Below are 19,410 nucleotides of genomic sequence, written 5' to 3'. Positions count from 1 at the left end.
TTTTTGATTCAAAGGCGACACAGAGGTTGACCTGTCCTTTAGAAGATGTTATAGTTATAAAATGTCAGTATAGAATGCCCTACGTGGCTTTAGCATATTAAAATGTTGAGTAGCTCCACAAAACAGCACAAGAACGGCGGTTTTGTTTGGGGCTTCATATTTTGATGTGCAGTTACGCTTTTATTCTGGGGTTTTTCACGACATGTTGAAAGACATGCAGCGACGTTTCATATTGTGAAGTTTGTTGATTGCACCTCTTCTTGCGCCGCTCTTTTTTCGAATAAACTCGATAAGGGCTTTTCTGCATGTAAGGGGTATGTCCGCTTTGGAACCATTATACGTGATTCAAAGGAAGGGCTGCAATGGAATTTTTAAACTCGGTACTTTTCATCGTAAAAGTGCTTAAAGTTGAGTAGACATTGAGGGGTGAGTATAGTTGACGGGACATCTTGTTCGATATGGTCGACGCACTCGGCGGAGTTATTCGCGGATTCATGAGGTGCTCGAAGTTCCGAATCTGATTGAGATTCAGCAAAAATCTTATGAATGGTTCTTGGAGGAAGGTCTTCGGGAAATGTTCCACGATATTTCGCCGATTCAGGATTTCACAGGAAATCTGATTTTGGAATTTATCGATTACAGCCTTGGGGAACCGAAATACACGACAGACGATGCCAAAGAGCGTGACGTAACATACGCGGCGCCACTTCGTGTGAAAGTCCGCCTGATTAACAAAGAAACGGGCGAAGTCAAAGAGCAGGAAGTATTTATGGGTGACTTCCCGCTGATGACTGAAACTGGAACGTTTATCATAAACGGTGCGGAACGGGTTATTGTCAGTCAGTTGGTTCGCTCTCCAAGTGTTTACTTCAATACTAAAGTAGACAAAAATGGAAAGAAAGCATACAGCGCGACTGTCATCCCGAACCGCGGCGCATGGCTAGAGCTTGAAACAGATGCGAAAGACATCATTTACGTTCGAATCGACCGTACTCGGAAAATTCCGGTAACGGTATTGCTTCGTGCGCTTGGTTTCGGCAGCGATGCCGAAATTCTGGATCTGCTCGGCAACGACGAGTATATCCGCAACACATTAGACAAAGACAACACGGATTCGACAGAGAAAGCTTTGATCGAAATCTACGAGCGTCTGCGTCCGGGTGAACCACCTACGTTGGATAATGCAAGAAGCCTGCTGATTGCTCGTTTCTTCGATCCAAAGAGATACGATCTCGCAAACGTAGGTCGTTATAAGATCAACAAAAAGCTTCATATCAAAAACCGCTTGTTCAACCAAAAGCTTGCTGAAACTTTGGTCGACACTGTAACAGGTGAGATCATTGCAGAAGCAGGTCAAATGGTAGACCGTCGTCTTCTTGACGAAATTCTGCCTTACTTGGAAAGCGAAAACAGCGTCAAAACGTATCATGTTGCAGGTGGCGTTTTGGATGCTAACGATATTCCTATGCAATCGATTGATGTCTTTTCTCCTATTGAAGATGGAAAAGTTGTTAAAATCATCGCCAATGGACAAATTGACAAATCGGTTAAAAATATCACACCAGCAGATATTCTTGCTTCGGTCAGCTACTTCATCGATCTGTTGCACGGTATCGGCGACACTGACGATATTGACCATCTGGGTAACCGTCGTCTGCGTTCTGTAGGCGAATTGTTGCAAAACCAATTCCGTATTGGTTTGTCCCGTATGGAACGTGTTGTACGTGAACGGATGTCGATTCAGGATTCGAACGTGATCACGCCTCAGGCTTTGATCAACATTCGTCCCGTGATTGCATCGATTAAGGAGTTCTTCGGTAGCTCGCAGCTCTCCCAGTTCATGGACCAAACAAACCCACTTGCCGAACTCACGCACAAGCGTCGTCTGTCCGCTCTCGGACCCGGCGGTTTGACGCGCGAACGCGCAGGTTTCGAAGTTCGAGACGTTCACGCCAGTCACTATGGCAGAATGTGCCCGATCGAGACGCCGGAAGGACCGAACATCGGTCTGATCAACTCCTTGTCTACATTCGCGCGGATTAACGAGTATGGCTTCATCGAGGCGCCTTATCGTCGCGTCGATCCGAAGACCAACAAAGTAACCGAGCATATCGATTACTTGACAGCCGATGAAGAAGACAACTACGTAGTCGCTCAGGCAAATGCCCAGTTGACCGAAGATGATTCTTTCGCGGAAGACATGGTAATCGTTCGTTACAACAAACAGGCGGACAACATCCTGCCGATGCCGAGTGATCGCGTCGACTATATGGACGTTTCGCCAAAACAGGTCGTATCCGTCGCGACGGCGCTCATTCCGTTCCTTGAGAACGATGACTCCAACCGCGCACTGATGGGATCGAACATGCAGCGTCAGGCTGTACCTTTGCTTATTCCTAAAGCACCGCTTGTCGGTACAGGAATGGAGCATAAGTCGGCAAAAGACTCCGGTGTATGTATCGTTGCCAAACACGATGGTTACATCGAGCGTTCGACGGCTAGCGAAATTACGCTTCGTCGCGTTGAAATGGTTGACGGCCAAGAAGTCAAAGGCGACTTGGTTACTCATAAATTACACAAATTTATGCGTTCTAACCAAGGAACGTGTATCAACCAACGTCCAATCGTACGTGCGGGCGAATGGGTGAAAAAAGGCGACATCCTAGCGGACGGCCCTTCGACCGAAATGGGCGAATTGGCACTTGGGCGCAACGTTGTCGTAGCCTTCATGACTTGGGAAGGTTACAACTACGAGGATGCCATCTTGCTGAGTGAAAAACTTGTTAAAGAAGATGTATACACTTCGATCCATATCGAAGAATACGAATCCGATGCACGTGACACGAAGCTGGGACCTGAAGAAATCACTCGCGATATTCCGAATGTCGGCGAAGAAGCACTGAAAAACCTCGACGATCGCGGTATTATCCGTATCGGCGCGGAAATCGCTGCTGGCGACATCCTGGTGGGTAAAGTTACACCTAAGGGCGTAACCGAACTGACAGCGGAAGAACGTTTGCTTCATGCCATCTTCGGCGAGAAAGCTCGCGAAGTGCGCGATACTTCCTTGCGTGTACCACACGGTACAGACGGCATCGTAGTCGACGTTAAAGTATTCACTCGTGAAAACGGTGATGAGCTTCCTCCAGGTGTGAATCAATTGGTACGTGTTTATATCGCACAAAAACGTAAAATCTCCCAAGGCGACAAGATGGCGGGACGTCACGGTAACAAAGGTGTCGTATCGCGTATCATGCCAGAAGAAGATATGCCGTTCTTGCCAGATGGCACGCCAGTTCAGATCGTATTGAACCCACTGGGCGTACCTTCGCGGATGAACATCGGACAAATCTTGGAAGTTCACTTGGGCATGGCTGCACAACGACTCGGTATTCACGTCGCGACTCCGGTATTTGACGGAGCGAACGAGTACGATGTATTCGATACGATGGAAGAAGCCGGCATGCAGCGTAACGGTAAAACCGTGCTCTACGACGGTCGTACTGGCGAACGCTTCGAGCGTGAAGTTACAGTCGGCGTCATGCACATGATCAAATTGGCGCACATGGTTGACGATAAGATCCACGCCCGTTCTACAGGTCCTTACTCGCTCGTTACGCAACAGCCGCTGGGTGGTAAAGCTCAGTTCGGCGGACAACGTTTCGGTGAGATGGAAGTATGGGCACTGGAAGCTTACGGCGCCGCTTATACCCTGCAAGAAATTTTGACCGTTAAATCCGATGACGTGGTCGGCCGCGTGAAAACGTACGAAGCGATCGTTAAAGGTGAAAACGTTCCGGAACCAGGCGTTCCTGAAGCGTTCAAAGTCTTAATCAAAGAGCTGCAAAGCTTGGGCATGGACGTCAAGATTCTTGGCGAAGACGAGAACGAGATCGAAATGAAAGAACTGGATGACGAGGAAGAACCAACTGGCAGCGACAAACTGGGTCTCAATCTTGAAGGTTCAGAAGTTAGCGCAGAACAATAAGTTTTAAAAATCAGGAACCGCATATAGGGAGGGTTGCTCCTTGTTGGATGTAAACAACTTCGAGTTTATCAAGATCGGGCTCGCTTCCCCGGACAAGATTCGTTCTTGGTCCCGTGGTGAAGTTAAGAAGCCGGAAACGATCAACTATCGTACGCTCAAACCGGAGAAAGAAGGTCTTTTCTGCGAAAAGATCTTCGGACCGACGAAAGACTGGGAATGTCATTGCGGCAAATACAAACGAGTACGTTATAAAGGCGTTGTCTGCGATCGTTGCGGCGTCGAAGTTACTCGTGCGAAAGTTCGCCGCGAACGCATGGGCCATATCGAGCTTGCAGCTCCGGTATCCCATATCTGGTACTTCAAAGGTATTCCGAGCCGTATGGGTCTTGCACTGGACATGTCGCCACGTTCCCTTGAAGAAGTCATCTACTTCGCATCTTATGTTGTAACCGATCCAGGCGAAACGCCTTTGGAAAGAAAACAACTGTTGTCGGAAAAAGAATACCGTAGCTACCGTGAAAAATACGGTTACGGATTCCACGCCGGCATGGGTGCGGAAGCAGTCAAAAAACTTCTGCAAGATATGGACATCGACAAAGAATTGGAGTTCCTCAAAGAGGAACTTCGTACCACGCAAGGACAACGCAGAAGCCGGGCGATCAAACGCCTGGAAGTCATCGAAGCATTCAAAAGTTCGGGTAACAACCCGGACTGGATGATTCTTGACGTTCTTCCGGTCATTCCACCGGAACTGCGTCCGATGGTACAGCTCGACGGCGGTCGTTTTGCGACGTCCGACTTGAACGATCTGTATCGCCGCGTAATCAACCGGAACAACCGTCTGAAAAGACTGCTTGATCTGGGCGCGCCGGATATCATTGTCCAAAACGAAAAACGGATGTTGCAAGAAGCGGTAGACGCTTTGATCGACAACGGTCGTCGCGGTCGTCCTGTTACAGGTCCGGGTAACCGTCCGCTTAAATCGCTCAGCCATATGTTGAAAGGTAAACAAGGACGTTTCCGTCAGAACTTGCTCGGTAAACGGGTCGATTATTCCGGTCGTTCCGTTATCGTCGTAGGTCCTAACCTAAAGATGTACCAATGTGGTCTTCCGAAGGAAATGGCGCTCGAATTGTTCAAACCTTTCGTGATGAAAGAGCTGGTTAATAAAGGTCTTGCTCACAACATCAAGAGTGCAAAACGCAAAGTCGAGCGCGTAAGCGCCGAAGTGTGGGATGTTCTTGAAGAAGTGATTAAGGAGCACCCAGTTCTGTTGAACCGTGCCCCGACGCTTCACCGTCTCGGTATCCAAGCGTTTGAACCTATTTTGGTCGAAGGTAAAGCGATTCGTCTTCACCCACTCGTATGTACGGCTTACAACGCCGATTTCGACGGTGACCAAATGGCGGTACACGTTCCGTTGTCCGCAGAAGCGCAAGCAGAAGCTCGCATTCTGATGTTGGCATCGGGTAACATCTTGAACCCTAAAGACGGTAAACCGGTTGTTACTCCTTCGCAGGATATGGTTCTCGGAACTTACTATCTGACGATGGATAACAACAAAGGTAAAGGCGCAGGGATGATTTTCCGTAATGTGAACGAAGCCGTATCTGCGTACCAACGCGATGAAGCCGAACTCCACGCTCGCGTGGCGATTCCGGTTAAAGCTTTGAACAAAACAAGTTTCTCGGAAAAACAACAAAACGCGATGTTGATTACGACAGTGGGTCGGATTATCTTCAACGAGATCTTCCCGGCAAGCTTCCCGTATATCAATGACGCAACCCGTGCCAACCTGTTTAACGGCGTAGCGGAAGACTTCTTCATCTACGAAAAAGGTGAAAATGTTACGGATCGCATCATGAATGCACCACAAACAAAAGGTATCGGTAAAGAGTACCTGGGTGAAATCATCGGACGCTGCTTCGAGGTTTACCAAACGACTCAAACTTCGATGATTCTTGACGAAATCAAGCAGCTTGGTTTCACATACTCGACACGTTCGGGTGTAACTGTAGCTGTGTCTGACGTTGTCGTTCCACCAGAGAAAAAAGCGCTGATGGAAGAATCCGATAAAAAAGTCGCAGTTATTACTAACCAATACCGTCGTGGTCTGATTACGAACGAAGAACGTTATGACCGTGTTATCGAAATCTGGTCGCACGCCAAAGATCAAATCAGTGATATTCTGATGAAATCGATGGATCGTTATAACTCCATCATGTTGATGGTCGATTCGAAAGCCCGCGGTAACAAATCGCAGATCACCCAGCTGGGCGGTATGCGTGGTCTGATGGCGAACCCATCGGGTCGCATCATCGAGCTCCCAATCAAGTCGAACTTCCGCGAAGGCCTGACGGTCCTCGAATACTTCTTGTCTACGCACGGTGCGCGTAAAGGTCTTGCCGATACAGCACTTCGTACTGCCGATTCGGGTTACTTGACTCGTCGTCTGGTAGACGTAGCACAAGACGTAATCGTTCGCGAAGACGACTGTGGAACAGATAAAGGCTTTATGGTTAGCCGGATTCAAGACGGTAAAGAGGTTATCGAAGACCTGTATGACCGTATTGAAGGGCGTTACTGCTTCGAAACAGTACGTCATCCGGAGACAAAAGAAATCATTGCGACTCGCAATGAATTGATTACGTCTGACAAAGCCGAAGAAATCGTAAACGCTGGCGTTGAAAAACTGCAAATTCGTTCTGTACTTAGCTGCCGTGCTCGTCATGGCGTATGTAAGAAATGTTACGGACGAAACCTTGCAACAGGCAAACACGTTGAGATTGGTGAAGCAGTCGGCATCATCGCTGCACAATCGATCGGTGAGCCAGGAACACAGCTTACAATGCGTACGTTCCATACCGGCGGCGTTGCCGGCGACGACATCACACAAGGTTTGCCGCGTATCCAAGAATTGTTCGAAGCTCGTAACCCTAAAGGTCAAGCAACGATCAGTGAAATCGATGGCGTGGTAAAAGAGATCCGCGAAGCGAAAGACCGTCGCGAGATCGAAGTGGAAGGCGAAGCCGAAAGCAAAACGTACTCCGTCACTTACGGTTCCCGTTTACGTGTACGTGAAGGGATGACGATTGAAGCTGGGGATGAACTGACAGATGGTTCGATCGACCCTAAAGAAATGCTGCGCATCAAAGGTATCCGCGGCGTGCAGAACTATATCCTTCAGGAAGTTCAGCGCGTATACCGGAACCAAGGCGTAGAAATCAACGATAAACACGTCGAAGTTATGATTCGTCAAATGCTTCGCAAAATCCGTATCGTTGATGCCGGAGAAACAACGTTGTTGCCAGGATCGTTCGTGGAAATTCACGAATACGAAAAAGCGAACAAAGATGTCATCTTGAGTGGTAAAGATCCAGCGGTTGCTAAACCAATCCTGCTCGGTATCACAAAAGCATCTTTGGAAACTGATTCGTTCTTGTCAGCTGCATCGTTCCAAGAAACAACGCGCGTTCTTACAGACGCAGCAATCAAGGGTAAAGTCGACCAATTGCTGGGCTTGAAAGAAAACGTCTTGATCGGTAAACTGATTCCTGCCGGTACAGGTATGAGTCGTTACCGTAATGTCCGCTTTGAAGAGCCGGAAGGCGCAGATAACGGAGAAGAATCGATGGAGCCTGTAACGACCGAATAAGGTTATAAAGGTAATTAAAGAACCAGGGCGGCGAGAAAGAGAATTCTTTCTCCAAGCCCTGTCATTCTTTGCTTGACATACCTCTCTGCCAGATGCTAATATAGCAAAGGTGCGTGAGCAGGTTGTACTAATCCTGTCTTTTGGAGGATATGCCGAATGTCTAATGACAAAGGACTTCAGGATGCTCATGTTAAAATCGGCACCAAGCAGACCGTTAGAGCGGTTGAACTTGGAGAAGCTTCTGAAGTTTATGTAGCCATGGACGCAGACCAGCGGATGATCGCAAAGATCACATCGTTGTGTGCAAAGTCCGATCTGAAGATCACTCAAGTCGAAACGATGCGAGAGCTTGGTAAGGCTTGTGGAATCGAAGTCGGCGCGGCGATGGTTGCGGTTCTGAAGTGAGAAAGACATAACTGTGTGAGAACGTTTTTGTTTCAAGAGCGTGTAGCGCTTGGGGCAAGAACTTTCATTTGTTCTTTTATGAACCACCTGGGTCTGTGGACTTGAAAAGTGGTTCGTAACAAGGATGTCTACCAATACTAGGAAGGGGGTGGCAATGAAAATGCCAACTATTAACCAACTCGTCCGTAAAGGACGTCAAGCAAAAGTCGTGAAGTCGAAATCCCCAGCTCTGCAAAAGGGTTTCAACGCACTGAAACGTGAAGAAACTAACTTGAGCGCTCCGCAAAAACGCGGTGTTTGCACTCGTGTAGGTACAATGACTCCACGTAAACCGAACTCCGCGCTTCGTAAGTATGCCCGTGTTCGTTTGACGAACCGTATCGAGGTTACTGCTTACATTCCGGGTATCGGACACAACTTGCAAGAACACAGCGTCGTGCTGGTTCGTGGCGGTCGTGTAAAAGACTTAGCGGGTGTACGTTACCACATCGTTCGCGGTGCTCTTGATACTGCAGGTGTAAACGGACGTATGCAAGCCCGTTCGAAATACGGCGCTAAGCGTCCAAAAGAAAAGAAAAACTAATTTGAATGTCTAGATACATTCAACTATCGGAGAAAGGGGGATATCCATGCCACGCAAAGGTCCAGTTACCAAAAGAGACGTACTGCCGGATCCGGTGTACAACAGCAAACTGGTTACTCGTCTGATCAACCGCATCATGATCGACGGTAAACGCGGTGTAGCTCAAAACATCCTTTACAACTCGTTCAAATTGATTCAAGAACGTACGGGCAACGACCCGATGGAAGTATTTGAAGCTGCAATCAAAAACATTATGCCAGTTCTTGAAGTTAAAGCTCGTCGTGTAGGCGGCGCTAACTATCAAGTGCCGATCGAAGTTAAACCAGAAAGACGTACAGCTCTCGGTCTCCGTTGGCTCGTAAACTACTCCCGCAATCGCGGCGAGAAGACTATGGAAGAACGTCTGGCTGCAGAAATCATCGATGCTTCGAACAACACTGGCGCATCTGTGAAAAAACGCGAAGACACACACAAAATGGCTGAAGCGAACAAAGCGTTTGCACACTACCGCTGGTAGGATTTCGGCTTAGTAACCAATACTGAATTTTGAAGGGAGTTCCCATTCATGGCAAGAGAGTTCTCCTTGAAAAATACACGTAACATCGGTATCATGGCGCATATCGACGCGGGTAAAACGACTACCACAGAACGGATTCTGTTCTACACAGGCATTACGCACAAAATCGGTGAAGTTCACGAAGGTGCTGCGACAATGGACTGGATGGAGCAGGAGCAAGAGCGCGGAATTACAATCACTTCCGCTGCTACGACCGCTCAATGGAAAGGTTACCGCGTCAATATCATCGATACTCCGGGACACGTTGACTTCACAGTTGAAGTTGAACGTTCCCTTCGTGTATTGGACGGGGCAGTAGGCGTATTCAGTGCCAAAGAAGGCGTAGAGCCTCAGTCGGAAACCGTATGGAGACAGGCTGACCGTTATGGCGTTCCTCGGATCGCTTACGTCAACAAAATGGACATCATCGGTGCGGACTTCCTCAACGTAGTTAAAGATATGGGCGAGCGTCTTCAAGCCAATGCGGTAGCGATTCAGCTTCCAATCGGCGCAGAAAACGACTTCGTAGGTATCATTGACTTGGTTGAGCAAAAAGCTCACATGTACAAAGACGATCTCGGTCAAAACATCGAAGTCGTTGACGTGCCTGAAGAGTTCAAAGCTCAAGTTGAAGAATTACGTGCAGAACTGGTAGAGAAAGTTGCAGAACTGGACGAAGAATTGATGATGAAATACCTTGAAGGAGAAGAAATCTCCATCGACGAGCTCAAAGCAGCTCTTCGTAAAGGTGTAGTAGACGTTAAGATCTTCCCAGTAATCTGTGGATCTTCCTACAAAAACAAAGGGGTTCAACTTATGTTGGACGCTGTTATCGATTACCTGCCAGCACCAGTAGACGTAGCTGCGATTCAAGGTACACTTGAAGACGGTACGGAAGCGATTCGTCATTCTTCGGATGAAGAGCCGTTCTCGGCATTGGCATTTAAAATCATGACAGACCCTTACGTAGGTAAACTGACGTTCTTCCGTGTATACTCCGGTGTTCTTCAATCCGGTTCGTATGTACTGAATGCAACGAAAGGCAAACGTGAGCGTATCGGCCGTATCCTGCAAATGCACGCGAACAGCCGTCAAGAAATCAGCGTAGTTTACTCCGGTGATATCGCGGCAGCTGTTGGTTTGAAAGATACAGGTACAGGTGATACACTGTGTGATGAGAAGAGCCCAGTTATTCTGGAATCGATGAACTTCCCTGATCCGGTTATCGAGATCGCGGTTGAGCCGAAAACTAAGGCTGACCAAGATAAGATGGGCGTAGCATTAGGTAAGCTCACTGAGGAAGACCCAACTCTTCGTGCTCATACAGACGAAGAAACAGGTCAGACGATTCTGGCTGGTATGGGTGAACTCCACCTTGATATCATCATCGACCGTATGCGTCGGGAATTCAAAGTAGAAACCAACGTGGGTAAACCACAGGTTGCTTACCGCGAAACTTTCCGTCAACCAGCTCGTGTAGAAGGCAAGTTCGTTCGTCAATCCGGTGGTCGTGGTCAATACGGTCACGTATGGGTTGAATTCGAACCGCTGGAGCCGGGTACTGGTAGCCAATTCGAAAGTAAAGTTGTCGGTGGTTCTGTTCCTCGTGAATATATCCAACCTGCGCTTGCTGGTATCGAAGAACAAATGAAGAGCGGCGTTATCGCGGGCTTCCCGCTGGTAGACGTTAAAGCGACAATCGTCGACGGCTCTTACCATGATGTCGATTCCAACGAAATGGCGTTTAAAATCGCAGGTTCGATGGCGCTTAAAGCAGCGAAAGAGAAATGTAAGCCTGTCCTGCTTGAGCCAATCATGAAAGTCGAAGTAACCGTGCCTGAGGAATACATGGGCGACGTTATGGGTATGCTGAACTCTCGCCGCGGCCGTATCGAAGGTATGGATTCCCGCAGCGGTGCTCAAATTATCCGTGCTAAGGTGCCTCTGTCCGAAATGTTCGGATACTCGACGACTCTGCGTTCGGGTACGCAAGGACGCGGCGTATTCTCGATGGAACTTTCTCATTACGAAGAAGTTCCGAAGAGCATCGCTGAAGAAATCGTATCGAAAACGAAAGCAGGGGAATAATCTCCGTTTTCACCGCCGAATGATGAGGTCTTACGAGGCATCATCATTCGGATTGAGTTTTACCCAATAATTTTCCTATATGAAGGAGGAACTGTTTCAAATGGCAAAAGCTAAATTCGAACGTAATAAGCCGCACGTTAACATTGGTACAATCGGTCACGTCGACCATGGTAAAACAACTCTGACTGCTGCAATCACAACTGTTCTGTCGAAGACTTATGGTGGTGCTGCAATCGCGTTTGACCAAATCGACAAAGCTCCAGAAGAAAGAGAACGTGGTATCACAATCTCTACAGCTCACGTAGAATACGAAACTCCAGCTCGTCACTACGCACACGTAGACTGCCCAGGTCACGCCGACTATGTTAAAAACATGATCACTGGCGCGGCACAAATGGACGGAGCGATCCTGGTTGTATCCGCAGCTGACGGCCCAATGCCACAAACTCGCGAACACATCCTTCTTTCCCGTCAAGTAGGCGTTCCTTACATCGTTGTATTCTTGAACAAATGCGACATGGTTGAAGACGCTGAGCTTCTGGAACTGGTTGAAATGGAAGTACGTGACCTGTTGAGCGAATATGACTTCCCAGGCGACGACACTCCAATCATCCAAGGTTCTGCTCGTGAAGCGCTGCAAAACCCTGATGGCGAATGGGCTCAAAAAATCGTTGAAATGTTCAACATCATCGATGAGTACATCCCAACTCCAGAGCGCGATACTGACAAACCTTTCTTGATGCCTATCGAGGACGTGTTCTCGATCACTGGTCGTGGTACAGTAGCAACTGGCCGTATCGAGCGTGGTACTGTTAAAATCGGTGACGAAGTTGAAATCGTTGGTATCGCTGAAGAGTCCAAAAAATCCGTTGTTACGGGCGTAGAAATGTTCCGTAAATTGATGGATTCCGCTCAAGCTGGCGACAACATCGGCGCATTGCTGCGTGGTGTTGACCGTACGCAAATCGAGCGTGGACAAGTTCTGTCGAAACCAGGTTCGGTTAAACCGCACACTGAATTCACAGCTCAAATCTACGTTCTGACTAAAGAAGAAGGTGGCCGTCACAAGCCTTTCTTCACTGGTTACCGTCCACAGTTCTACTTCCGTACAACTGACGTAACGGGTATCATCAACTTGCCAGAAGGCGCTGAGATGGTAATGCCAGGCGACAACATCGAAGTAACTGTTTCCCTGATCGCTCCGATCGCTATCGAAGAAGGAACTAAGTTCTCTATTCGTGAAGGCGGCCGTACAGTAGGCGCAGGCGCAGTAGCTTCTATCCAAAAATAATAACGGCTAACCCCGTTAAATAGAGCAACAGTGTACTGGAACGAGTAACAATGTACTGTAAACGAAAGCGCGAGGCGGGGCATTTATCCCGAAGTCGGGATGATGCCTCGCTTTCTTTTTGTGTAATTTTAAAAAAGGGTTGCATTGTCTCGTAATGTTCTATATAATAATGAATGTTGTTCTGAGACGTTGCGATGATGTGAGAGGTTACCGACACACCCGGCTCCTTTGCCATAGTTGGTGTGCGCGGAAAATTTTCACGGAGTATGTCCGATACCAAATTGGGCGATAGAAGGAGGGAATTTGAAATGGCAAAGCAAAAAATCCGTATTCGTTTGAAAGCATATGATCATAGAGTTTTGGATCAATCTGCTGAGAAAATTGTTGAAACAGCAAAGCGTTCTGGTGCAGGTGTTTCTGGACCGATCCCGCTGCCAACTGAAAAACAAATCATCACCATTCTTCGTGCGGTGCACAAATACAAGGATTCGCGTGAGCAATTCGAACAACGCACACACAAGCGTTTGATCGACATTGTAAACCCAACTCCACAAACTGTGGATGCCTTGATGCGTCTGGACTTGCCGTCCGGCGTTGATATCGAAATTAAACTGTAAGACTCCTGAATAAGGACATAAATGAAAAGAGGTGTCAACATGACTGGTATCTTAGGGAAAAAACTGGGTATGACCCAAGTATTCACCGCTGAAGGTAACGTCGTTCCTGTAACGGTTATCGAAGCAGGCCCATGTGTGGTTCTGCAAAAGAAAGACCTGGAAAATGACGGTTATGAAGCGGTACAAATCGGTTTCGCGGACAAGAAAGCTAGCCGTTCCAACAAACCGGCGGCAGGCCACGCTAAAAAAGCGGACACTGCACCTAAGCGCTACATTCGCGAACTTCGCGGTGTTGACCTCGGAACTTACGAGGTTGGACAAGTGCTTAAAGCGGACGTATTTACTGAAGGACAATTCGTTGACGTAAGCGGCGTATCCAAAGGTAAAGGTTTCGCTGGTAGTATCAAACGTTGGGGACAAAGCCGCGGACCAATGTCGCACGGCTCGCGTTACCACCGTAGACCGGGTTCGATGGGTTCCATCCAAGCTAACCGTGTACCGAAAGGTAAACGTCTGCCAGGACACATGGGCCATGACTCGATCACTGTTCAAAACCTCGAAATCGTAAGAGTCGATGCAGAACGCAACGTACTGCTCGTTAAAGGTTCCATTCCGGGCCCTAAAAACGGCTTCGTTAAAGTTCGTGAATCGATCAAGAAATAATAGATTTTCAGAAGAAAGGAGGAACATGAAATGCCTACAGTAAAAGTATTCAATATCGAAGGTAGCGAAGTTGGAGAAATCGAACTGAGTGATTCGGTGTTCGGTATTAATCCTAACGGACATGTGCTCCACCAAGCAGTCGTGATGCAACAAGCATCGCTTCGCTCCGGTACGCACAAAGTTAAAGGACGTTCGGAAGTTCGTGGCGGCGGTCGCAAACCTTGGAAACAAAAAGGTACAGGACGCGCTCGTCAAGGTTCGATCCGTTCTCCACAATGGAGAGGCGGCGGCATCGTCTTCGGACCAACTCCGCGCAGCTACTCTTACAAATTGCCTAAAAAAGTTCGTCGTTTGGCGATCAAATCGGCATTGTCTTCGAAAGTTATTGCGAACGAGATTATCGTTCTGGATACACTGAGCCTGAACGCTCCGAAGACTAAAGAATTTGCAGGAATCTTGAGCAAGTTGAACGTAGACCGTAAAGCACTTGTAGTGGCTCCGGAATATGACAACAATGTAGCTCTTTCTGCTCGTAATATCCCAGGCGTGAAATTCGTTCAAGCCGACGGCATCAATGTTCTCGACGTGCTCGTGCATGATAAACTTATCATGACGAAGGACGCAGTACAGAAGGTAGAGGAGGTATTCGCATAATGAAAGATCCTCGCGACCTTATCAAACGTCCGATTATTACGGAACGTACAGCTGAAGCGATGAGTCAATCCAAGTACGTGTTTGAAGTGCAAATGAGCGCTAACAAAACGGAAGTGAAAAAAGCGGTAGAATCGATTTTCGGCGTGAAAGTGCTGAAAGTTAATGTTCTGCGCATGCCGGCTAAGCCGAAACGCTACGGTCGTCACTCCGGTTATACAAGCGAATGGAAAAAAGCGATCGTGACGCTGACTCCAGATAGCAAATCGCTAGAATTCTTTGAATCTGCAGAGTAAGGAGGGAAACTAACGTGCCAATTAAAAAGTATAAACCAACGTCACCGGCTCGACGCGCAATGAGCGTATCGACATTCGAAGAAATCACAACGAATCAGCCGGAAAAATCGTTGCTTGCACCACTTTTCAAAAAAGCAGGTCGTAACAACCAAGGTAAAATTACAGTTCGTCACCACGGCGGCGGACACAAACGTAAATACCGCGTTATCGACTTCAAACGTACCAAAGATGGAATTCCAGGCCACGTTGCTACGATCGAATACGATCCAAACCGGACTTCGAATATCGCATTGATCAACTATGCAGACGGCGAGAAACGCTACATCATCGCGCCTAAAGGTCTGAAAGTTGGCGATACAATCTACTCCGGTCCTGAATCGGACATCAAGATCGGTAACGCATTGCCACTGGAAAACATTCCGGTAGGTACAGTTATCCACAACATCGAGTTGAAACCAGGTAAAGGCGGCCAAATGGTTCGCGCAGCTGGCACAGAAGCTCAATTGCTGGGTAAAGAAGAGCGTTATGTATCGATCCGTTTGTCTTCGGGCGAAGTTCGTCGCGTTCTTAAAGTTTGCCGCGCTACAATCGGTTCGGTAGGCAACCAAGACCACGAGCTCGTGAAAATCGGTAAAGCAGGACGTAACCGTTGGTTGGGCAATCGCCCTCAAGTCCGCGGCGTAGTCATGAACCCTAACGATCACCCACACGGTGGTGGTGAAGGTCGTGCTCCAATCGGACGTAAGTCCCCGCTGTCACCATGGGGCAAACCGACACTTGGTTACAAAACACGCAAGAAAAACAAATCTTCGGATCAATACATCATCCGTCGCCGCACGAAGTAATGCGCTTATCCCGCATTGCTTCGCCGGCTAGGATTATGGAACAAGCCAGCTGAAGGGAGGACTACAATCGATGACACGCAGTCTGAAAAAAGGCCCTTTCATTGACGGATACCTGCTTAAAAAGGTAGAAGTACTGAACGAAGCCGAGAAGAAAGTCGTTATCAAAACTTGGTCCAGACGTTCCACGATCTTCCCACAATTCATCGGACACACTTTCGCCGTTTATGACGGACGTAAGCACGTACCGGTTTATGTGACAGAAGACATGGTTGGACACAAACTGGGTGAGTTCGCGCCGACGCGTACTTACAAAGGCCACGCAGCCGACGACAAGAAAACAAGACGTTAAACGGACCTGATTAAAGTCCGAAGGGAGGTTATGATAGCATGGAAGCACAAGCGCACTTGAAATATTCCCGTATTTCTCCACGTAAAGCCCAACTGGTCGCTGACCTGATTCGCGGCAAACACGTAGGTGAAGCAATCGCGATTCTGCGCCACACTCCGAAAGCGGCATCCCCGATTTTGGAAAAATTGCTGAACTCAGCAATCGCTAACGCAGAACACAACCACTCGCTGGACGTGAGCAAGTTGGTTATCTCGCAAGTTTACGTAAACCAAGGACCGACTTTGAAACGTTTCCGCCCTCGGGCAATGGGACGCGCAAGCCGGATCAATAAACGCACCAGCCACATTACTCTGGCTGTATCCGAAAAGTAAGGAGGGACAACTGTGGGACAAAAAGTAAATCCGGTCGGACTTCGCGTAGGCGTTATCCGTGACTGGGAATCCAAATGGTATGCTGGTAAAGACTTCGGTACACTGTTGATGGAAGACGTGAAAATTCGCGAATACCTGAAAACTAAACTGAAAGAATCCGCTGTCTCTAAGATTGAGATCGAAAGAGCAGCTAACCGCGTAAACGTAACGATCCACACGGCTAAGCCGGGTATGGTAATCGGACGTGGCGGTGCGGAAGTTGAAGTACTTCGTGGCGAGATCACTAAAATCGCTAACGGCAAAAAAGTACACATCAACATCGCAGAAATCAAGAACCAAGAACTGGACGCTATTTTGGTCGCAGAAAGCATCGCACAACAATTGGAGCGTCGCGTATCGTTCCGTCGTGCTTTGAAACAATCGATCCAACGTACTATGCGTTCGGGAGCTAAAGGAATCAAAACTGCGGTTAGCGGTCGTCTTGGCGGCGCTGAAATCGCTCGTTCGGAAGGCTACAGCGAAGGAACTGTTCCACTTCATACTCTGCGTGCTGACATCGATTACGGTACAGCTGAAGCGCACACGACTTACGGTCGTATCGGCGTTAAAGTATGGATCTATCGTGGAGAGGTTCTTCCTCCAGCTAAGAAACAAGCTGCTCAGGAAGGAGGCAACTAATCATGTTGGTACCTAAACGTGTAAAACACCGTAAACAGCAACGCGGCAGCATGGCCGGTCGTGCTAAAGGCGGTACTGAATTGAACTTCGGCGAATTCGGCTTGCAAGCGACTGAACCTTCGTGGATCACGAACCGTCAGATCGAAGCGGCACGTATCGCTATGACACGTTACATCAAACGTGGCGGTAAAGTTTGGATCAAAATTTTCCCTGATAAGCCGATCACTCAAAAGCCTCTCGAGGTTCGTATGGGTAGCGGTAAAGGTAACGTTGAGAAATGGGTAGCGGTTGTAAAACCGGGCAAGATCATGTTTGAACTTGCTGGCGTTTCGGAAGAAATCGCTCGTGAAGCAATGCGCCTCGCTTCTCACAAACTGCCTGTTAAAACTAAGTTTGTGAAACGTGAAGAATTAGGTGGTGAAGCAAATGAAGGCTAAGGAACTGCGTGACCTGACAACTGCCGAAATCGAACAGAAGGTCTCCGGATTTAAAGAAGAACTCTTTAATCTGCGCTTTCAGCTCGCTACCGGTCAGCTCGATAACCCAACTCGCATCAGCGTAGTCCGCAAGGAAATCGCTCGTGCTAAAACAGTTCTGCGTCAAAGAGAACTCGGAATTACTTCTTAATTCCTTTTGAACCTTCGGGTACAACATATAAGCCCTTTATTCAGGAAGGAGGCTAACCATGACTGAAGAACGTAACTCGCGCAAAGTATTGGTGGGTAAAGTCGTAAGCGACAAAATGGATAAAACAATCGTAGTTGTTGTAGAAACTTACAAAAAACACGAACTTTATCACAAACGCATCAAGTCGACGAAGAAATTCAAAGCGCATGACGAAAACAACGAAGCGAAAATCGGCGATACAGTAAGAATCGTTGAAACGCGCCCGCTGTCCAAAGACAAGCGCTGGAGACTTGCTGCAATCACTAACAAAGCAATCATCGTCTAAATTTTAAGATAAGCTCATCCGAAAGGAGGACATTCATAATGATTCAACCATTTACACGTTTGGCTGTAGCTGATAACTCCGGTGCGAAGGAACTGATGTGTATCCGCGTACTCGGTGGTACGGGACGTCGTACAGCTAACATCGGTGACCTGATCGTTTGCTCGGTAAAACAAGCAACACCAGGGGGCGTTGTCAAAAAAGGCGACGTAGTTAAAGCAGTAGTTGTTCGTACGAAGCGTTCGGTACGTCGTAAAGACGGATCGTACATCGCATTCGACGAAAACGCAGCGGTAGTTGTAAAAGATGATCGTGGCCCACGTGGTACACGTATCTTCGGACCAGTTGCTCGTGAACTTCGCGACAAGGACTTCATGAAAATTGTTTCCTTGGCACCGGAAGTTATCTAATATATGCACGATTTTCTTAACGGTCTTTCGACCTTTAAGTCATAGGAGGTGTACCTGATGGCAAGAGTGAAAAAAGTTCTGGAATCCCATAACAACAAACTTCACGTGAAAAAAGACGATGTCGTTATCGTAATTAGCGGTAAAGACAAAGGCAAAAAAGCACGTGTACTCCAAGCATTCCCTCGTGAAAACCGCGTAGTGGTTGAAGGCGTGAATATGATGAAAAAACATCAAAAACCAAGCCAATCCAACCCACAAGGCGGAATCATCGAAAAAGAAGCTTCGATCCACGTGTCGAACGTGATGCACGCTGATCCGAAAGACGGCAGCAAAGTAACCCGCGTAGGTTACAAAACGCTGGACAACGGCAAAAAAGTGCGCGTTGCGAAACGTTCCGGAGAAGTTATCGAATAATCTCATTTTTACAGAAAGGAGGTTCATCCTTCATGGTAACAAGATTGAAAGAACGTTATTTGAACGAAAGTACTCCTGCTCTGATGCAGAAGTTTGGATACTCTTCGGTAATGCAAGTTCCTAAGTTGGAGAAAGTTGTAATCAACATGGGTGTCGGCGAAGCCGTATCCAACTCCAAAGTTCTTGATACAGCGGTAGCTGAGCTTGAGCAGATCGCAGGTCAAAAACCTGTTATCACTCGTGCAAAGAAATCGATCGCAGGTTTCAAACTGCGTGAAAATATGCCGATCGGAACAAAAGTTACACTGCGCGGCGAGCGCATGTACCAGTTCCTCGACAAATTGTTCAACGTATCGCTTCCACGCGTACGTGACTTCCAAGGTGTTTCCAACAAAGCCTTCGACGGCCGCGGTAACTACACACTTGGTTTGAAAGAACAACTCATCTTCCCAGAGATCCAATACGATCAAGTGGACAAAGTCCGCGGTATGGATATCGTTATCGTTACGACAGCAAAAACAGACGAAGAGGGTCGCGAACTGCTTGCAGGTCTCGGCATGCCTTTCGCAAAATAATATCGGCCAGTATCTAGGGCCATGAT

Annotated in this window: 21 protein-coding genes; all 21 read left to right on the top strand. The window is 47.8% G+C overall.

The genetic code is table 11. The features are described 5' to 3' along the window. The first annotated feature begins 436 nt into the window (after positions 1–436). Positions 437–3,988: a DNA-directed RNA polymerase subunit beta gene (gene rpoB / locus NOM90_RS18550; RefSeq protein WP_255944162.1), complete on the top strand. Its 3,552-nt coding sequence runs from the start codon at positions 437–439 to the stop codon at positions 3,986–3,988. A 40-nt stretch (positions 3,989–4,028) separates the two neighbouring features. Continuing rightward, entirely contained in the window at positions 4,029–7,643 is a 3,615-nt protein-coding gene (gene rpoC / locus NOM90_RS18545) for a DNA-directed RNA polymerase subunit beta' (protein WP_255944161.1), read from the top strand. A gap of 156 nt (positions 7,644–7,799) precedes the next feature. After that, positions 7,800–8,048: a ribosomal L7Ae/L30e/S12e/Gadd45 family protein gene (locus NOM90_RS18540; protein ID WP_255944160.1), complete on the top strand. Its 249-nt coding sequence runs from the start codon at positions 7,800–7,802 to the stop codon at positions 8,046–8,048. A 160-nt stretch (positions 8,049–8,208) separates the two neighbouring features. Further along, positions 8,209–8,631 (top strand): 30S ribosomal protein S12, encoded by a 423-nt coding sequence (gene rpsL / locus NOM90_RS18535; protein ID WP_026293957.1) that lies wholly within the window; start codon positions 8,209–8,211, stop codon positions 8,629–8,631. 46 nt (positions 8,632–8,677) lie between these two features. After that, positions 8,678–9,148, top strand: coding sequence for a 30S ribosomal protein S7 (gene rpsG / locus NOM90_RS18530; protein ID WP_018978372.1), 471 nt, complete (start codon positions 8,678–8,680; stop codon positions 9,146–9,148). A gap of 48 nt (positions 9,149–9,196) precedes the next feature. Next, positions 9,197–11,275 (top strand): elongation factor G, encoded by a 2,079-nt coding sequence (gene fusA / locus NOM90_RS18525; protein WP_255944159.1) that lies wholly within the window; start codon positions 9,197–9,199, stop codon positions 11,273–11,275. 100 nt (positions 11,276–11,375) lie between these two features. After that, on the top strand, positions 11,376–12,566 hold the full coding sequence (tuf, locus tag NOM90_RS18520; protein ID WP_255944157.1) for an elongation factor Tu: 1,191 nt from the start codon (positions 11,376–11,378) through the stop codon (positions 12,564–12,566). A 308-nt stretch (positions 12,567–12,874) separates the two neighbouring features. Continuing rightward, entirely contained in the window at positions 12,875–13,183 is a 309-nt protein-coding gene (gene rpsJ / locus NOM90_RS18515; RefSeq protein WP_037291586.1) for a 30S ribosomal protein S10, read from the top strand. A 39-nt stretch (positions 13,184–13,222) separates the two neighbouring features. Continuing rightward, entirely contained in the window at positions 13,223–13,846 is a 624-nt protein-coding gene (gene rplC, locus NOM90_RS18510; protein ID WP_255944155.1) for a 50S ribosomal protein L3, read from the top strand. Between the two features lie 30 nt (positions 13,847–13,876). Next, positions 13,877–14,500 (top strand): 50S ribosomal protein L4, encoded by a 624-nt coding sequence (gene rplD, locus NOM90_RS18505; protein ID WP_255944153.1) that lies wholly within the window; start codon positions 13,877–13,879, stop codon positions 14,498–14,500. Then, positions 14,500–14,793: a 50S ribosomal protein L23 gene (gene rplW / locus NOM90_RS18500; RefSeq protein ID WP_255944151.1), complete on the top strand. Its 294-nt coding sequence runs from the start codon at positions 14,500–14,502 to the stop codon at positions 14,791–14,793. The genes rplD and rplW overlap by 1 nt, the downstream gene beginning before the upstream one ends. Before the next feature lie 14 nt (positions 14,794–14,807). Further along, on the top strand, positions 14,808–15,638 hold the full coding sequence (gene rplB / locus NOM90_RS18495) for a 50S ribosomal protein L2 (RefSeq protein ID WP_255944149.1): 831 nt from the start codon (positions 14,808–14,810) through the stop codon (positions 15,636–15,638). Positions 15,639–15,708: 70 nt separating this feature from the next. Beyond that, the gene (gene rpsS / locus NOM90_RS18490) at positions 15,709–15,987 is read left to right on the top strand and encodes a 30S ribosomal protein S19 (protein WP_255944147.1); all 279 of its coding nucleotides are present in this window, start codon (positions 15,709–15,711) and stop codon (positions 15,985–15,987) included. A 38-nt stretch (positions 15,988–16,025) separates the two neighbouring features. Continuing rightward, on the top strand, positions 16,026–16,358 hold the full coding sequence (gene rplV / locus NOM90_RS18485; protein WP_037291577.1) for a 50S ribosomal protein L22: 333 nt from the start codon (positions 16,026–16,028) through the stop codon (positions 16,356–16,358). Between the two features lie 12 nt (positions 16,359–16,370). Continuing rightward, positions 16,371–17,036 carry a 30S ribosomal protein S3 gene (gene rpsC / locus NOM90_RS18480; RefSeq protein ID WP_255944144.1) on the top strand — a complete coding sequence of 222 codons (666 nt, stop codon included), beginning with the start codon at positions 16,371–16,373 and terminating at the stop codon, positions 17,034–17,036. Between the two features lie 2 nt (positions 17,037–17,038). Continuing rightward, positions 17,039–17,473, top strand: coding sequence for a 50S ribosomal protein L16 (rplP, locus tag NOM90_RS18475; protein ID WP_037291571.1), 435 nt, complete (start codon positions 17,039–17,041; stop codon positions 17,471–17,473). Continuing rightward, positions 17,463–17,663, top strand: a complete 201-nt coding sequence (gene rpmC, locus NOM90_RS18470; RefSeq protein WP_018978360.1) for a 50S ribosomal protein L29 — start codon at positions 17,463–17,465, stop codon at positions 17,661–17,663. The genes rplP and rpmC overlap by 11 nt, the downstream gene beginning before the upstream one ends. Before the next feature lie 58 nt (positions 17,664–17,721). Further along, the gene (gene rpsQ, locus NOM90_RS18465; protein WP_255944142.1) at positions 17,722–17,988 is read left to right on the top strand and encodes a 30S ribosomal protein S17; all 267 of its coding nucleotides are present in this window, start codon (positions 17,722–17,724) and stop codon (positions 17,986–17,988) included. A gap of 38 nt (positions 17,989–18,026) precedes the next feature. Next, positions 18,027–18,395, top strand: coding sequence for a 50S ribosomal protein L14 (gene rplN / locus NOM90_RS18460; RefSeq protein WP_018978358.1), 369 nt, complete (start codon positions 18,027–18,029; stop codon positions 18,393–18,395). A 57-nt stretch (positions 18,396–18,452) separates the two neighbouring features. Then, positions 18,453–18,809: a 50S ribosomal protein L24 gene (gene rplX / locus NOM90_RS18455; protein ID WP_255944139.1), complete on the top strand. Its 357-nt coding sequence runs from the start codon at positions 18,453–18,455 to the stop codon at positions 18,807–18,809. A gap of 32 nt (positions 18,810–18,841) precedes the next feature. Next, a complete protein-coding gene (gene rplE, locus NOM90_RS18450) occupies positions 18,842–19,384 on the top strand; it encodes a 50S ribosomal protein L5 (protein ID WP_255944137.1) in 543 nt (180 codons plus the stop codon). Positions 19,385–19,410 lie beyond the last annotated feature (26 nt).

This window comes from Saccharibacillus sp. JS10 (assembly GCF_024436065.1).
Classification (GTDB): domain Bacteria; phylum Bacillota; class Bacilli; order Paenibacillales; family Paenibacillaceae; genus Saccharibacillus.
This window is presented reverse-complemented; position numbering and strand designations above follow the sequence as displayed.